The 15,499-nt window shown below is 68.1% G+C and carries 18 protein-coding genes and 1 tRNA gene; 13 read left to right on the top strand and 6 right to left on the bottom strand.

From position 1 onward, the window contains the following. The first annotated feature begins 78 nt into the window (after nt 1–78). The 8 genes from clpS (at nt 79) to ACWGI6_RS14080 (ending at nt 6,125) form a co-directional block, all read left to right on the top strand. Nucleotides 79–432 (top strand): ATP-dependent Clp protease adapter ClpS, encoded by a 354-nt coding sequence (gene clpS, locus ACWGI6_RS14115; RefSeq protein ID WP_393907315.1) that lies wholly within the window; start codon nt 79–81, stop codon nt 430–432. Continuing rightward, on the top strand, nt 429–1,022 hold the full coding sequence (locus ACWGI6_RS14110) for a DUF2017 domain-containing protein (RefSeq protein WP_393907314.1): 594 nt from the start codon (nt 429–431) through the stop codon (nt 1,020–1,022). Before clpS ends, ACWGI6_RS14110 begins: the two co-directional genes overlap by 4 nt. Nucleotides 1,023–1,343: 321 nt before the next feature. Further along, nucleotides 1,344–2,801 (top strand): amino acid permease, encoded by a 1,458-nt coding sequence (locus ACWGI6_RS14105; protein WP_453267735.1) that lies wholly within the window; start codon nt 1,344–1,346, stop codon nt 2,799–2,801. A gap of 106 nt (nt 2,802–2,907) precedes the next feature. Next, the gene (locus tag ACWGI6_RS14100) at nt 2,908–3,333 is read left to right on the top strand and encodes a Mov34/MPN/PAD-1 family protein (RefSeq protein WP_453267734.1); all 426 of its coding nucleotides are present in this window, start codon (nt 2,908–2,910) and stop codon (nt 3,331–3,333) included. Nucleotides 3,334–3,417: 84 nt separating this feature from the next. After that, nucleotides 3,418–3,591 (top strand): putative leader peptide, encoded by a 174-nt coding sequence (locus ACWGI6_RS14095; protein WP_453267733.1) that lies wholly within the window; start codon nt 3,418–3,420, stop codon nt 3,589–3,591. A gap of 140 nt (nt 3,592–3,731) precedes the next feature. After that, nucleotides 3,732–4,010, top strand: coding sequence for a MoaD/ThiS family protein (locus ACWGI6_RS14090; protein WP_453267732.1), 279 nt, complete (start codon nt 3,732–3,734; stop codon nt 4,008–4,010). Nucleotide 4,011: 1 nt separating this feature from the next. After that, nucleotides 4,012–4,962, top strand: coding sequence for a PLP-dependent cysteine synthase family protein (locus ACWGI6_RS14085; protein ID WP_453267731.1), 951 nt, complete (start codon nt 4,012–4,014; stop codon nt 4,960–4,962). Between the two features lie 410 nt (nt 4,963–5,372). Further along, nucleotides 5,373–6,125, top strand: coding sequence for an MBL fold metallo-hydrolase (locus ACWGI6_RS14080; RefSeq protein ID WP_453267730.1), 753 nt, complete (start codon nt 5,373–5,375; stop codon nt 6,123–6,125). 84 nt (nt 6,126–6,209) lie between these two features. Here ACWGI6_RS14080 and ACWGI6_RS14075 read toward each other — a convergent pair whose 3' ends face one another. Together ACWGI6_RS14075 and ACWGI6_RS14070 are read right to left on the bottom strand one after the other, a co-directional pair. After that, nucleotides 6,210–7,463, bottom strand: coding sequence for a PTS transporter subunit EIIC (locus ACWGI6_RS14075; RefSeq protein WP_453267729.1), 1,254 nt, complete (start codon nt 7,461–7,463; stop codon nt 6,210–6,212). 274 nt (nt 7,464–7,737) lie between these two features. Next, nucleotides 7,738–9,051, bottom strand: a complete 1,314-nt coding sequence (locus ACWGI6_RS14070) for a PTS transporter subunit EIIC (protein ID WP_393907306.1) — start codon at nt 9,049–9,051, stop codon at nt 7,738–7,740. Between the two features lie 217 nt (nt 9,052–9,268). Between ACWGI6_RS14070 and ACWGI6_RS14065 the strand changes: the two genes are divergently transcribed. From ACWGI6_RS14065 to rdgB, 5 genes are all read left to right on the top strand, one after another. After that, nucleotides 9,269–9,508, top strand: a complete 240-nt coding sequence (locus tag ACWGI6_RS14065; protein ID WP_393907305.1) for a glucose PTS transporter subunit EIIB — start codon at nt 9,269–9,271, stop codon at nt 9,506–9,508. Between the two features lie 98 nt (nt 9,509–9,606). Continuing rightward, the gene (rph, locus tag ACWGI6_RS14060; protein WP_453267728.1) at nt 9,607–10,338 is read left to right on the top strand and encodes a ribonuclease PH; all 732 of its coding nucleotides are present in this window, start codon (nt 9,607–9,609) and stop codon (nt 10,336–10,338) included. Between the two features lie 138 nt (nt 10,339–10,476). Then, a complete protein-coding gene (locus tag ACWGI6_RS14055) occupies nt 10,477–10,620 on the top strand; it encodes an SCO1431 family membrane protein (protein WP_453267727.1) in 144 nt (47 codons plus the stop codon). A gap of 193 nt (nt 10,621–10,813) precedes the next feature. Then, entirely contained in the window at nt 10,814–11,221 is a 408-nt protein-coding gene (locus tag ACWGI6_RS14050) for a hypothetical protein (protein ID WP_453267726.1), read from the top strand. Nucleotides 11,222–11,230: 9 nt separating this feature from the next. Further along, nucleotides 11,231–11,866 carry an RdgB/HAM1 family non-canonical purine NTP pyrophosphatase gene (rdgB, locus tag ACWGI6_RS14045; protein ID WP_453267725.1) on the top strand — a complete coding sequence of 212 codons (636 nt, stop codon included), beginning with the start codon at nt 11,231–11,233 and terminating at the stop codon, nt 11,864–11,866. A gap of 68 nt (nt 11,867–11,934) precedes the next feature. Here rdgB and ACWGI6_RS14040 read toward each other — a convergent pair. The 4 genes from ACWGI6_RS14040 to ACWGI6_RS14025 all read right to left on the bottom strand — a co-directional run bounded on the left by ACWGI6_RS14040 (nt 11,935) and on the right by ACWGI6_RS14025 (nt 15,212). Continuing rightward, nucleotides 11,935–12,009 (bottom strand) — tRNA-Leu (locus ACWGI6_RS14040). Nucleotides 12,010–12,020: 11 nt separating this feature from the next. Beyond that, nucleotides 12,021–12,887, bottom strand: coding sequence for an HNH endonuclease signature motif containing protein (locus ACWGI6_RS14035; RefSeq protein WP_453267724.1), 867 nt, complete (start codon nt 12,885–12,887; stop codon nt 12,021–12,023). Between the two features lie 10 nt (nt 12,888–12,897). Beyond that, on the bottom strand, nt 12,898–13,521 hold the full coding sequence (locus tag ACWGI6_RS14030) for an HNH endonuclease (protein WP_453267723.1): 624 nt from the start codon (nt 13,519–13,521) through the stop codon (nt 12,898–12,900). Between the two features lie 152 nt (nt 13,522–13,673). After that, a complete protein-coding gene (locus tag ACWGI6_RS14025) occupies nt 13,674–15,212 on the bottom strand; it encodes an MFS transporter (protein WP_453267722.1) in 1,539 nt (512 codons plus the stop codon). Between the last annotated feature and the right edge of the window lie 287 nt (nt 15,213–15,499).

Below are 15,499 nucleotides of genomic sequence, written 5' to 3'. Positions count from 1 at the left end.
GCCGCGCCCGGCCCGCCGACGCGGCCCGCGCGAGGGGCATTTGTGCGTCGCCCGCCCCCGGGTGGCAGCATGGGGCCTGTGAGCGCCCACCCGTCACCCACGATTACGCTCCGGCCGCATCGCTGCACCCTCAGTGTCCCGGTCGAGGTCGAGCGGCCCGAGTCGAGCGAGGCCCCCTATGAGGTCCCCGAACCCGACGTCCCGTGGGTCACGATCGTCCACAACGACCCCGTCAATCTCATGAGCTATGTCTCCTATGTCTTCCAGTCGTACTTCGGCTACTCCAAGGACAAGGCGCACCAGTTGATGCTCGACGTCCATCACAAGGGACGCGCGGTGGTCTCCAGCGGCAGCCGCGAGGAAATGGAGCGCGACGTGCAGGCCATGCACGGCTACGGCCTGTGGGCGACCCTTCAGCAGGACCGCCGATGACCGGGCACTTCGAGCCGCTGCCCGGCGGTGGCGCCGCCGTACCCCTCGACGAGGTCGAGATCTCCATCCTGCGCAGCCTCGCCGTCCAGCTGATGGAGCTGATCGGTCCGGGCGAGGAGGCCGGGGAGAGCGAGAGCGACGACCTGCTGGCCTCGATCTTCAACGACGGCCCCAGCGAGCCGCCCGCCGACCCGGTACTGGCCCGCTTCTTCCCCGACGCCTACGGCGGACCCGATCTCGTCCCCGACGACGATGTGCGCGCGGCCTCCGCCGAATTCCGCCGCTACACCGAGAACGATCTGCGCTCGCGCAAGCGCGAGGACGCCCTGGCGCTGATCCGTGCGCTGGACACCCTGGCGCCCGCCGGTGACAGCGCGATGCTCCGCCTCGACGCCGGTGAGTGCCGGCAGTGGCTGGGGGCCCTCAACGACCTCAGGCTGGCCATCGGTACGCGGCTTGAAGTAACCGATGAAGAGGACGGCGGAGAGCTGCTGCGGCTCCCGGACAGCGACCCGCGCAAGCCGATGGTGATGGCTTACCTCTGGCTCGGCGGGCTCCAGGAGACTCTCGTCGAGTCCCTGATGGGTTGAAATTCGGGCATACTGCCCCGGTTGTTTCCGCAGCGTTCGCTCAGCGGATGCTCAAATCCGGATAACGATCGCGTCACCACCCCCATGTGAATTGCGGCACTTCGGGGTTCTTGTCCTCTTTATCTCGTGGTTTGATTCACGCCATCCCTAGGCGCTCCAAGAGACGCCGTGATACATGTTCACGACCTGCCGTGAGTGACGCCACCCCTGTCGCCACGGGAGCGCTGTGCCGGCCGACCGTCGGCGTGCAGGAACTCCATCCGGGGGGATCGGGACCCGATCCGGACAGACCGGGTCGGTATGGAGAAAGGCGCACCACACATGACCTCTGTGCAGGTCGACAAGCAACACGACGGCAACGAGGCAGCTGAGCAGCCCCCCGAAGAGGGCTATCAGCGAGGTCTGGGAAACCGTCAGATCCAGATGATCGCCATTGGTGGCGCCATCGGTACCGGCCTCTTCCTCGGAGCCGGTAAGGCGATCTCGATGGCCGGGCCGAGCATCATCCTCGCCTACGCCATCGTCGGTCTGGTCATCTTCTTCATCATGCGGGCCCTGGGCGAACTGCTCATGTACCGGCCCGTCTCCGGCTCCTTCTCCGAGTACGCCCGGGAATTCCTCGGCCCCTTCGTCGGCTTTGTGACCGGCTGGACGTACTGGCTGTTCTGGGTCGTCACCGGCATCACCGAAGTGACCGCAGCGGCCACGTACGTGCAGTACTGGAACAAGGGCATACCGCAGTGGGCCGCGGCGCTGGTCTTCACCGTCGCGCTGTTCGGTATCAACCTGATCTCCGTGAAGATCTTCGGTGAGCTGGAATTCTGGTTCTCGATGGTCAAGGTCACCGCGATCATCGGCATGATCCTGATCGGCCTCGGCGTGATCACCCTCGGCTTCTCCGACGCCGGTGACACCGCCTCCTTCACCAACCTGTGGTCCCACGGCGGTTTCTTCCCCAAGGGCATCGGCGGCACGCTGATGACGCTGCAGATCGTGATGTTCGCCTTCCTGGCGGTCGAACTCGTCGGCGTCACCGCGGGCGAGGCGACCAACCCCAAGAAGGTCCTGCCCAAGGCGATCAACACCGTGCCGTGGCGGATCGGCCTCTTCTACATCGGCGCGCTGATCATCATCCTGTCCGTCGTCAGCTGGACGGTCTTCAAGCCGGGCGTCAGCCCCTTCGTCGCCGCCTTCCAGCAGATCGGCCTGCCGGCCGGTGCCGGCATCGTCAACTTCGTCGTGCTGACCGCCGCGCTCTCCTCGGCCAACTCCGGTATGTACTCCACCGGCCGGATGCTGCGCGACCTCGCGCTCAACGGCCAGGGCCCGAAGTTCTTCACCAAGCTCAGCAAGAACGGCCTGCCCACCTGGGGCACCGGCGTCTCGGTCGCGATGATGCTGTTCGGCGTCTACATCAACTACCAGTGGCCCGGTGAGGCGTTCAACTACGTCGTCTCCTTCGCCACCATCTCCGGTATGTGGGCGTGGATCGTCATCCTGGCCTCGCAGCTGCGCTACCGCGCCAAGGCGAACCGCGGCGAGCTGCCGCAGTCCGAGTTCAAGGCCCCCGGCAGCCCCTTCACCTCGATCTTCGCGCTGGCCTTCATCGCCATGGTGATCGTGATGATGGGCGTCGACCCGGACGCGAGGATCTCGCTCTACGCGGCTCCCGTGTGGGCGCTGATCCTGGGCGTGGGCTACCTCTGCATCAAGCGGCGGGACGCGGCGAACGGCCTGACGGCCGGCGCGGCACCGCAGGACGCCTCCACCAAGGACTGAGGCACCTCTCGGACGCAAACGGGGCGAATCCCCCCGATCGTCCAGCATGCGGGCCCGCGCGTACCACTCTTCGGTACGCGCGGGCCCGCTGTTTATTCTTGGCGCCATGCTGACCCTCACCAAGGCGCTTTTCGACCGGATCGTCGAGCACTCCCGCCAGGACCACCCCGACGAGGCCTGCGGCGTGATCGCGGGACCGGCCGGCAGCGGCCGCCCGGAGCGGTTCGTTCCGATGCTGAACGCCGCCCGTTCGCCCACGTTCTACGAATTCGACTCCGCCGACCTGCTCAAGCTCTACCGCGAGATGGACGACCGGGACGAGGAGCCGGTGATCATCTACCACTCGCACACCGCCACCGAGGCCTACCCCTCGCGCACCGACATCTCCTACGCGAACGAGCCCGGCGCCCACTATGTCCTGGTCTCCACCGCCGACACCGACGACGCCGGGCCCTTCCAGTTCCGCTCGTACCGCATCGTGAACGGCGAGGTCACCGAGGAAGAGGTCGAGGTCGTGGCGGCCTACTCCTGAGGTCGTCCCACCTGGTGTACACCAATCGTCCGCATCATGGGACGAGGTTCCAATACCCGGACCGGGAATCGATACGATGACCGCATGGTTGACCACGACGTGAGCGAGAAGAGGCCGGGCATGCTGCTGCGCGCTCCGCTCGCCACGCGTCGCTCCGCATCCGCACTGCTGGGCGCGTTCGGCTGCGGAGCCGCACGGCTGCACGTGGATCTGTGCCGCCTTTCCAGCGCCATCTGTCCGCGCTGCGCAGCCGCCTGACCCGGGCCGGTACGGCCGCGCGACGCGCGCCTCCCACAGCCCCGCACGTCCGGCGTCACCCGACGCCCTCCCGGCACGCCGTAGGGCCGTGCACACGGGACGCACAGCCCCCGCCACCGCACTCCGACAGGAGCACTCTCATGGCCATCGAGGTCCGAATCCCCACCATCCTGCGCACCTACACCGACGGCGAGAAGGCCGTAGAGGGCAGCGGAGAGACCCTCGCCGACCTCTTCACCGACCTGGACAGCCGGCACACCGGCATCCGCGAGCGCATTGTCGACGGCGAGCAGCTGCGCCGCTTCGTGAACGTCTACCTCAACGACGAGGACGTCCGCTTCCTGGAAGGCATCTCCACCAAGCTCGCCGACGGCGACAGCGTGACGATTCTTCCGGCAGTGGCCGGCGGAATGGTCTGACGTGCGGTACGACTCCCCGCTGGCGGCGGTCGGGAACACTCCTCTCGTCCGCCTCCCGCGCCTGTCCCCGGCCGACGACGTCCGCATCTGGGCGAAGCTGGAGGACCGCAATCCCACGGGCTCCGTCAAGGACCGGCCCGCGCTGCACATGATCGAGCAGGCCGAGAAGGACGGTCGGCTCACCCCCGGCTGCACCATCCTGGAGCCGACCAGCGGCAACACCGGCATCTCGCTCGCCATGGCGGCCAAGCTCAAGGGCTACCGCATCGTGTGCGTCATGCCGGAGAACACCTCGTCCGAGCGGCGCGAGCTGCTCGCCATGTGGGGCGCCGAGATCATCTCCTCGCCGGCGGCGGGCGGCTCCAACACGGCCGTCCGGGTCGCCAAGGAGCTGTCCGCCGAGCACCCCGACTGGGTGATGCTCTACCAGTACGGGAACCCCGACAACGCCGGTGCGCACTACGCCACCACCGGCCCCGAGATCCTCGCCGACCTCCCCTCCGTGACCCATTTCGTGGCCGGTCTGGGCACCACCGGCACGCTCATGGGCGTCGGCCGCTACCTGCGCGAGCAGGTCCCCGGCGTCCGGATCGTCGCCGCCGAGCCCCGCTACGACGATGTCGTCTACGGTCTGCGCAACCTCGATGAGGGCTTCATCCCCGAGCTCTACGACGAGTCCGTGCTCACCACCCGCTTCTCGGTCGGCTCCGAGGACGCGGTTCGCCGCACCCGTGAACTCCTCGCCGAGGAAGGCATCTTCGCGGGCATCTCCACCGGCGCGGCGCTGCATGCCGCCATCGGCGTCGGCAAGAAGGCCGTCAAGGCGGGGGAGAGCGCCGACATCGTCTTCGTCGTCGCCGACGGCGGCTGGAAGTACCTCTCCACCGGCGTCTACACGGCCGAGTCCACGGAAGCGGCGATCGCCACGCTGCACGGCCAGCTCTGGGCGTAGCCGACCGGCGTCGGATCGCCGAACGTGCTCGCCGTGCCCGGTACGTATGCCGCCGGATCCCCGCCGTCGCGGTTCCGCGCCGCGGCGGGGGGACGCTTTCCCGGGGGTGTGCCCCCGAAGGCCGGGCGCCCGCAGAACCGTCCCCCCGCCACGGCGGCCGGCCCCCATGGGGGCGCGGCGGAATGCCGGGCGGCCCCGGCCACTACGTACGGGCGTACGGGGCGACAGCCCAGACTGGTGATTCCGCCCACAGCTCGCCCCGCTGGAGGAGCCACAGGACCTTTTGCGCCTTACGCTCGTGGGCACCGCACCGACCGCCAAGGACCCGGCACAACCCGGCAAGGCCCCGCCGGGATCCCCGGCATGGACCTGCCGACCGCCGCCCCCGCCCACGGAGGTTCACGCCCGCTATGAAGCTCACTGTCGTCGGATGCTCGGGGTCGTTCCCTTCCGTGGAATCGGCCTGTTCGAGCTACCTCCTGGAGGCCGACGGCTTCAGGCTGCTCATCGACATGGGCAACGGCGCCCTGGGCGAGCTGCAGCGCCACATCGGCCTCTATGACCTGGATGCCGTACTCCTGTCGCATCTGCATGCCGATCACTGCATCGACCTGTGCGGCTACTTCGTCGTGCGCTATTACCGCCCGGACGGCGGACGTTGCGCGCCGATGCCGGTCCACGGGCCGGCCGGTACCGAGCGCCGGCTGACCGTCGCGCACGCCGATCTGCCGTACGACGGGGCGATGAGCGAGGTCTTCGAGTTCCGCACCCTGACGCCGGGCACCTTCACCATCGGACCGTTCACGATCCGCACGGAGCGGGTCAGCCACCCGGTGGAGGCCTTCGGCTTCCGTTTCGAACACGGCGGCAGGTCCCTGGTGTACTCCGGCGACACCGGCCCCTGCGACGCGCTGGAGAGCCTGGTCGCCGGCGCCGACTTCTTCCTGTGCGAGGCGTCCTTCACCTACGGCAAGGAAGACATCCCGGACCTGCACCTCAACGGCCGGGAGGCCGGCGAGATCAGCCGGCGGGCCGGTGCGGGGCGGCTGGTGCTGACCCACATCCCGCCGTGGACCGACCCGGCCATCAGCGTCCGTGACGCCCAGAAGGTCTACGACGGGCCGGTCGAGGTCGCCAAGGCGGGCGCGGTCTACGAGATCTGAGCGGGGCGCGCCGCGCGCCACGAGGAAGGGCCCCGGAACCGTGCTGCGGTTCCGGGGCCCTTCCTGTGCCGTGGTCTGCGCGGCTTACGCCTTCGTCAGGTCCTCGATCTCCTCCTCGGGCTCCCGGCCCGGGGTGGTGAGGTTGAACTTGGTGATCGCGAAGCGGAACAGCACGTAGTAGACGGCCGCCATGACCAGGCCGATCGGGATGATCATCCAGGGCTTGGTGGCCAGGTTCCAGTTCAGCGCGTAGTCGATGAAGCCGGCGGAGAAGGTGAAGCCGTCGTGCACACCGAGCGCCCAGGTGAGGGCCATGGACAGGGCGGTCAGCACGGCGTGGATCGCGTACAGCACCGGGGCGATGAACAGGAACGAGAACTCGATCGGCTCGGTGATACCGCAGACGAAGGAGGTCAGCGCGAGCGAGATCATCATGCCCAGTACGGCCTTGCGGCGCTCGGGGCGGGCGCAGTGCGCGATGGCGAGGGCGGCGGCCGGCAGACCGAACATCATGATCGGGAAGAAGCCGGACATGAACTGGCCGGCGGACGGGTCACCGGCGAAGAAGCGGCCGATGTCGCCGTGCGCGACCTTGCCGGCGGCATCGGTGAAGTCACCGAGCTGGAACCACGAGACGGTGTTGACGAACTGGTGCATCCCGATCGGCAGCAGCGCGCGGTTGATCAGACCGAACAGGCCGGCACCGCCCGCACCCAGGCCGGTCATCCACTCGCCGAAGCTGGAGATGGCGCTGCCGATGGGCTCCCAGATCAGCAGGAAGAGCACGCCGACGGCGGTGCCCACGAAGGCCATGATGATCGGGACGAGCCGGCGGCCGTTGAAGAAGCCCAGCCAGTCCACCAGCTTCTTGCGGTGGTAGCGCTGCCACAGGACCGCGGCGAGCAGGCCCATGATGATGCCGCCGAGGACGCCGGGGTTGTTGAGGACCGGCTCGACCCACTTGCCCTTCTCGATATGGCCTTCCGTGACCGGGAACGCCTTGAGGACATTGCTGTAGACCAGAAAGCCGACCAGCGCGGCGAGCGCCGTCGAGCCATCGGACTTCTTCGCGAAGCCGATGGCGACGCCTATGCAGAACAGCAGCGGCAGGTTGTCGAAGACCGCGCCGCCGGCGGCGGCGAAGACCTTGCTGACGTCGATCCAGCCGAGGCCCTTCTCGCCGAAGACGTCCGGCTGGCCGAGGCGGTTGAGGATGCCCGCGGCGGGCAGTACGGCGATCGGCAGCTGGAGGCTGCGGCCGATCTTCTGCAGGCCCTGGAACAGGCCGGAGCCCCGCTTCTTCGCGGGAGCCGCCTGCGTGGCGGTGGCCGAACTCATCGGATTCCTCCTGGTGAGGCGGGCACTCAAAAGGGGGGAACGGCCCGCGCTTGGTCTACACCTTGGTCTACACCACTAGTGGTTTAGACCATTCTTAGCACGTAGCCCCGACATAAAGGAATCCATTCTTCCAAGTGGTGTGGACCACACGACGACCGGCCCCCGGGCGGCGGAACCCGGGGGCCGGCGGAGGCGGCACGGAAGGGCGGGCGGGGGCCGGTGCGCACCCCCCCGGCAGGCGCCGTCGCGCCCGCCCTGCTCCTTGCCCGTCCCGCTACTTCACGTTCTCCCGCTCCATCGCGTCCCCCACCTCATCCGGCTCGCGGCCGGGCGTCGCCAGATTGAATTTCGTGATCACGAAACGGAAGAGGGCGTAGTAGACCACCGCGAAACACAAACCGATGGGAATGATCAGCCAAGGCTTGGTCGCCAGCCCCCAGTTGATGACGTAGTCGATCAGACCCGCCGAGAAGCTGAAGCTGTCGTGCACCCCCAGCGCCCAGCTCACCCCCATCGACACACCCGTCAGCACCGCATGGATCGCGTACAGCACCGGCGCCACGAAGAGGAACGAATACTCGATCGGCTCGGTCACACCCGTCACGAACGACGTCAGGCCGACCGACAGCATCATGCCCGCGATCTCCTTGCGCCGATGCGGCTTGGCGCAGTGCGCGATCGCCAGCGCCGCGGCCGGCAGCGCAAACATCATGATCGGGAAGAACCCCGTGGTGAACTGCCCCGCATCCGGATCGCCCGCCAGGAACCGGTTGATGTCACCGTGGACGACCGTGCCGTCCGGCTTGGTGAAACTGCCGAACTGGAACCAGACGAAGGTGTTCAGGAACTGATGCAGGCCGATCACCAGCAGCGCGCGGTTGGCGACACCGAAAATCCCCGAACCCCACGCCTCCAGCCCCGACAGCCATTCGCTGAAGCTCGTCAGCGCATCGCCGATCGGCTGCCAGACGAACAGGCACAGCACCGCGAACACCAGGCCCACGAAGGCCATGATGATCGGGACCAGCCGGCGGCCGTTGAAGAACCCCAGCCAGTCCACCAGCTTCACCCGGTGAAAGCGCTGCCAGAGCCAGGCGGTCAGAAACCCCATGACGATGCCGCCGAACACCCCCGGATTCTGGAAGGCGGCCGGCGTCACCGTCTGCGTCTTGTCCACGCACACCCCGCTCCACAGGCCCGCCTGTGTGTACGTCTGCCCCGCGGAGCAGCCCGCCGGGAACGCATGCATGACCGAGAAGTAGACGAGGAATCCGGTCACCGCGGCCAGCGCCGTCGACCCGTCCGCCTTCTTGGCCATACCGATCGCCACACCGATGCAGAACAGCAGCGGCAACCCGAGCCCCGAATCCAGCAGCGCACCGCCCGCGGCCGCGAACACCTTGCCGACGGCGTCCCAGCCCAGCCCGTCCGCGCCGAACACATCCGGCTGGCCAAGGCGGTTGAGAATCCCCGCAGCGGGCAGGACGGCAATCGGCAACTGCAGACTGCGCCCCATCTTCTGCAAACCCTGGAAGAGATTCGACGCCCAGTTCTTCCCCGGTGCCGCCGCCGCTGCGTTCGAACTCATCCGTGTCCTCCCGGCAGTCGGCCCGTCGACAACCGACCTCGTCCTTGCCGCATACTGGTGGTGTAGACCACTCGTGGTGCGCACCGTCCCCCGGTGTGCACTCCGGTGATCGCCATCCTTCGTCAGACAGCGGACAAACGCCCATATTGTTGGGCTGAACGTGCGTTACGGTGTGAAAACCGCACGGCGGAACCGCCGGCGGCCGAGACAAGCAGGAGTGGACATGGCCAGCAAGGCTGAGAAGATCGTCGCCGGGCTCGGCGGACTCGACAACATCGAAGAGGTCGAGGGCTGCATCACCCGCCTCCGCACCGAGGTCGTCGACTCCTCCCTCGTCGACGAGGCCGCCCTCAAGGCCGCCGGCGCCCACGGCGTCGTCAAGATGGGCAACGCGATCCAGGTCGTCATCGGCACCGACGCCGACCCCATCGCCGCCGAGATCGAAGACATGATGTGAGCTGACGAGCCGGCCTCCGGGCCGCTCCCGAAGGCCCCGCACCGGACGGTCCACCGCCCCGGAGTGGGGCCCTCGCCATTCCCGATAGGGTCTACGCCATGTCTCGCATCGACGGCCGCACCCCCGAACAGCTCCGCCCGGTCACCATCGAACGCGGCTGGAGCAAGCACGCCGAAGGCTCCGTCCTCATCTCCTTCGGTGACACCAAAGTCTTCTGCACCGCATCCGTCACCGAGGGCGTACCGCGCTGGCGCAAGGGCACCGGCGAAGGCTGGGTCACCGCCGAGTACTCGATGCTGCCCCGCTCCACCAACACCCGCGGCGACCGCGAATCCGTACGCGGCAAGATCGGCGGCCGCACCCACGAGATCAGCCGCCTCATCGGCCGCTCCCTGCGCGCCGTCATCGACTACAAGGCCCTCGGCGAGAACACCATCGTCCTGGACTGCGACGTCCTCCAGGCCGACGGCGGCACCCGCACCGCCGCCATCACCGGCGCCTATGTCGCCCTCGCCGACGCCATCACCTGGGCCCAGGGCAAGAAGCTCATCAAGCACGGCCGCAAGCCCCTCAGCGGCACCGTCTCCGCCGTCAGCGTCGGCATCGTCGGCGGCACCCCCCTCCTCGACCTCTGCTACGAGGAAGACGTCCGCGCCGAGACCGACATGAACGTCGTCTGCACCGGCGACGGCCGCTTCGTCGAGGTCCAGGGCACCGCCGAAGCCGAACCCTTCGCCCGCGACGAACTCAACTCCCTCCTCGACCTCGCCGTCGCCGGCTGCGCCGACCTCGACGAGGTCCAGCGGGTGGCGCTGGCCCGCACACTCTGAGCGCACGGCGGCGGGCCCGCCCACCGCTCTGACGCCACGCACCACAGGGGGAGGACCCGGAAACCTCCCCCTGTGACCCTTTTCTCATAGGGCGTCCCTCTCTGGAAAAGGCCCCCGCTGGCGTCGCATGGTGGATCCATGCCCACGACTGCCGTGACCGCACCCCGCGCCCGCGCCCGCACCGGCGGGCCCCAGGACGACTCCCGGCTCCTCGAGAACATCCTCGGCTGGACCCTCGTCGTCGTCCTCGCCATGCTGCTCACCCAGACCGGCCTCATCTGATCGGTTGGCCGGCTGGCCGGTTGGCTGGGTGGCCGGGTGTCGGGGCCGCGGTTGCCGGGCCCGGCCGTCCGGCCCCCGCTTCCCGGCCCCGGTGTCCGATCCTCGCCCCCGGTCCCGGTCCCCGGGCAACCAAACAACCCCGCCCCGCGTTTCTTCCTTTGCCCGAGCATGACCCAAGGGAAGGAACCGCACCATGGCCCCGCGCCCGCGCCGGCACCGTCGCCCCGCCACCACCGCACTCGCCGCGTTAGCCGCCGCCACCCTCGCGATACCGCTGCTCTCCGCCTGCGGAGCGGTCCAGAAGGCCATGGACTGCGCCAACGCCGCCACCTCCGTCGTCAACGCCGTCGACAAACTCCAGCAGGCCGCGGACAACGCCCTCACCGATCCGCAGAAGGCCGAGCAGGCCCTCGACAACATCGACGCCAACCTGAAGAAGCTCAGCAAGGACGCGAACGACCCCGAGCTGTCCCAGGCCGTCGACAAGACGAACAACGGCATCAGGGCCGCCCGCAAGGCCCTCGACAGCAACAAGGCCCCCGACATCCAGCCGATCGTCGACGGGGCCCATGAAATGACCAAGATCTGCACACCGGGATAATCACTCCCCATGCAGCCTCAAACCGGTGGACGCCCCGCAAGCCCCCGTCGCCTCATCCTCGCCACCCGCAACGCCGGCAAGGTCATCGAACTCCGGGCCATCCTGGAAGCCGCCGACCTCGACGTCGACCTCGTCGGCGCCGACGCCTACCCCGACATCCCCGACGTCAAGGAAACCGGCGTCACCTTTGCCGAGAACGCCCTCCTCAAGGCCCACGCCCTCGCGAAGGCCACCGGCCACCCGGCGGTCGCCGACGACTCCGGCCTGTGTGTCGACGTCCTCGGCGGCGCCCCCGGCATCTTCTCCGCCCGCTGGGCCGGCACGCACGGCGACGATCAGGCCAACCTCGCCCTGCTCCTCGCCCAGCTCGCCGACATCGCCGAGGAACACCGCGCCGCCCACTTCGCCTGCGCCGCGGCCCTCGCCCTCCCCGACGGCACCGAGCGCGTCGTCGAGGGCAGGCTCGAAGGCACCCTCCGCCACGCCCCCACCGGCACCGGCGGCTTCGGCTACGACCCCGTCCTCCAGCCCCTCGGCGACACCCGTACCTGCGCCGAACTGACCCCCGACGAGAAGAACGCCATCAGCCACCGCGGCCAGGCGTTCCGGGCGTTGGCACCGGTGGTGCGGGAGTTGTTGGGCTGAGGCGGTAGTCGGTCCGTACGCACGAAAACGGCCTCCCCGTCCAACGACGGGGAGGCCGTACGCGCAGGTGGGCCCGGTGGGACTCGAACCCACGACACACCGGACCTAAACCGGCGCCCTCTGGCCAGCTGGGGTACGGGCCCGCGCGCCTACTTTACTGTGCCCGGCCGGGCGGTTGTGCGGGGATCACGGTGTGCGCCGGTCGGCAGGAAAAAGTCCTCGTCTGACTGTGGCAGGAGGGACACAGATAACGCAGGTTCCCCAGACGATTGTCCAGCCTGTCGCCGTTGATGTGGTCGATCTCCAGGACGAGCCGCTTGCCCTGCCAGCTCTCCCCGAGGGTGCACTCCGCGCACTGCCGGGGCACCTTCTTCTCGTCGAGGGCCCGGCGTAAGAACATCGTCTTCTCACGTCGGGAACCCGGTTCGCGTTGCCGCAGGATGTTGTCCGCCGACTTGCGGTTCGGGGAAGGAAGCCCACGCCTGTGGCCCTGACCGGTGAAGTGCTCGGTCGACAGGCCGTATGCCGAGATGCTGCGTATCACTGCTCTCCGGGACGTGCCATTCCCGGCCCGGGTGAGGCGTGCGAGGACGCCGGCGAGGCTCTGTGAGGTGGCCACGGCCACTTCCAGTTCACCGCGTGGGAGCAGGAGAGAGCCATACCTGCGGCAGGTGAAGTGGGATGTGTCGATGCCGAATCGGTCCAGCTTCCTGCGGAGGTACCCGTACGCGCTGTCATACGGCGGAACTTCCATGTACTCCAGCATTTCGCGGATGCTGTGGGACTGCGCGGCGGCTTCCCTGAGCAGCGCCTCGGTGTACGAACGGCGCTGACGTCGAGGGAGCGGCTCGTCGACGAAATGCGCGGTGTCGACGCCATGGTGCGTCAACCGGTCGCGTAGGTATCTGCGCGGACCGCTGCCCAAGGGCGCGCCGAGTCGGCGCAGCATGTCGACCAGACTGGTGGAGTCAGCGGCTGTACGGGTAAGCAGGTCGCGGGTATACGTGACGTGCCGGGCCATGGACAGGACGTCACTTCCGCCGCGGCTTGCGGCCGCGATAGGTATCGGTCACCGCATGGCAGTTGGGGCACAGCAAACGCAAGTTGGCCGGGCGGTTGTCCCACCAGTCACCGTTGAGATGGTCGACTTCCAGGCGCAACGGTCTGCCGTTCCATTCCACACCCGTGCCGCATATTGCACATCGCTCCGGAACCCCTCGGCGCAGCACTTCCTTGCGAAGGCGCTCACCCCCAGTACGTCCGTCGGCCGGCGCGCCCAGCACCAGATGGTCGCGCTTGGTGTTCTTGGGGTGTTTGCGGGGCACGGCGGTGAAATGCGAGGTATCGATGCCCAGTTCAGCGATGCGTCGCCCGATGTGAGCTTGATTCCCGCCGACCGGGCTGATGCCGAGGCGGCGTACGACCTCGGCGTTGCTGCGCGAGCAGGCCACGAGCTCACGAAGTCTGGCCTCGGTGTGCCGTACGCCAAGGGGTGCCAAGTGCCTCGTGTCGACGCCCGCTTCCCGCATCTTTGCGCGCAGATAGCGTCTGCTGCCCGGCGTCGGTGTCCCACCGAACCATCGCACGGCGTCGTCGAACGACGATGATGCGCGTGCGGCCTCAGCGAGCCGCTCGGGTGTGTACTTGACCGCCATGTCCCCCTCTTTCCGCGCACCGGGCCCACCCCCGCGCGCCTCTCGAACTGAACAACGATCGAACGCAGGGCCGGTTACGGCGGGTGACGGAAAAGGCGGAAGGGGCCTCGGGAGGAGATCTCCCGAGGCCCCTTCGCGCTGTGCGGCGCAGGTCAGAAGCGTGGTTCCGGTGTCTGTGCCTCGATGAGTTCGACGGCTTCCTCCTTGGTGGCCACGGAGGGCGGGGAGCCTTCGAGGGGCTGTTGGGCGGTCTCCTTCATGCAGGCCACGGCGATGACGCCGACGAGGGCGGCGCCCATCGTGTAGTAGGCGGGGACCATGACGTTCTGGTTGAAGGCGTCCATGAGGGCGGTGATCACCAGGGGTGTGGTGCCGCCGAAGAGGGAGACGGCCAGGTTGTAGCCGATGGAGAGGGAGCCGTAGCGGACGCTGGTGGGGAAGAGGGCGGGGAGGGCGGCGGACATGGTGCCCAGGAGGCAGACCAGGGAGAGGCCGAGGAGGGCCATTCCGCCGATGACCGCGCCGATGCTGCCCTGGTTGACCAGGAGGAAGGCCGGGATGGCGGTGATGAAGAAGCCGAGCATGCCGGTCATCAGGAGCGGCTTGCGGCCGTAGCGGTCGTTCAGTTTGCCGATGGTGCTGATGATGCACATCAGGGCGATCATCGTGCCGAGAAGGATCAGCAGGCCGTGGGACTCCTCGTAGTGGAGGGTGTCCGTCAGGTAGGTCGGCATGTACGACAGCAGCATGTAGTCGGTGATGTTGTACGCGCCGACCAGGGCGATGCACAGGATGAGGGTGGGCCACTGCTGGGCGAAGATCTCGCTGATCTTCTTCTTGGGGGCGTTCTCGGAGAGGTGCGAGAACTCGGCCTCGGCCTCGACGACGGAGCCGGTGGCACTGTGGGTGTGGGCGGCCTCGAACTTCTGGAAGGCGGGGGTCTCGTCGAGCTTGACCCGGAGGTAGAGACCCACCAGGCCGAGGGGGCCGCCGACCAGGAACGGGATGCGCCAGCCCCAGTGGAGCATGGCGTCGTCGCCGAGCGTGGTGTTGAGCAGCAGCACGATGCCGGCGGCACCGGTGTAGCCGATGAGGGTGCCCATCTCCAGGAAGCTGCCGAAGTATCCGCGCTTCTTGTCGGGGGCGTACTCGGCGATGAAGGTGGAGGCGCCGCCGTACTCGCCGCCGGTGGAGAAGCCCTGGACGAGGCGGAAGAGGATGAGCAGGGCGGGGGACCAGAAGCCGATGGTGGCGTAGGACGGGATCAGACCGATGCAGAAGGTGCCCAGCGCCATCATGATCATGGTGAAGGCGAGGACCTTCTTGCGGCCGATCCGGTCGCCGAGGGGGCCGAAGTAGGCGCCGCCGATGGGGCGTACGAGGAAGGCCACGGCGAAGGTCGCGAAGGACGACAGCAGGCTGGTGGTGTCGCTGCCGCCGGGGAAGAAGACCTTGCCGATGATGACCGCGAGATAGCTGTAGATCCCGAAGTCGAACCATTCCATGGCATTACCGAGTGCGGCGGCCTTCACGGCACGCTTGACGACGCGTTCGTCGGTCACGGTGATGTCGGTGCGCCGCAGTTTGGGGTTCTTGCGCCGGGCGACGGCACGGAAGAGCACCCGGTGGCGTTTGAGCGCGTCCCGGTCAGGGTCGGGAGCGGGTTCGGCTTCGGTGCTGCCGGTCGGCACGAGGCGGTCCTCTCGGTCGGTCAGCGCGCGGTGCGCGGTAGGTATACGACAGGTGCGCCTGCGCAGCGGAGCGCCGATCCAAACCACTCTGGCGGGATGAAGCGAGATTCGTCACGCCGGATGGGCCGTCCGGAGCACCGGGACCGGGTCCGGACAGGCCGGGGCGGGGTCCGCGCCAGAGGTATGACGGGGCTTGTTACAGGACTGGTACACAGCCGAGCGGTCACCGCAGCGTTCGAGCAATCAGCCTGTGTCCGGGGGACGGGAGAGTGGGGCGCCGGGCGCGG

The organism is Streptomyces sp. NPDC054786 (assembly GCF_053611685.1).
This window is presented reverse-complemented; position numbering and strand designations above follow the sequence as displayed.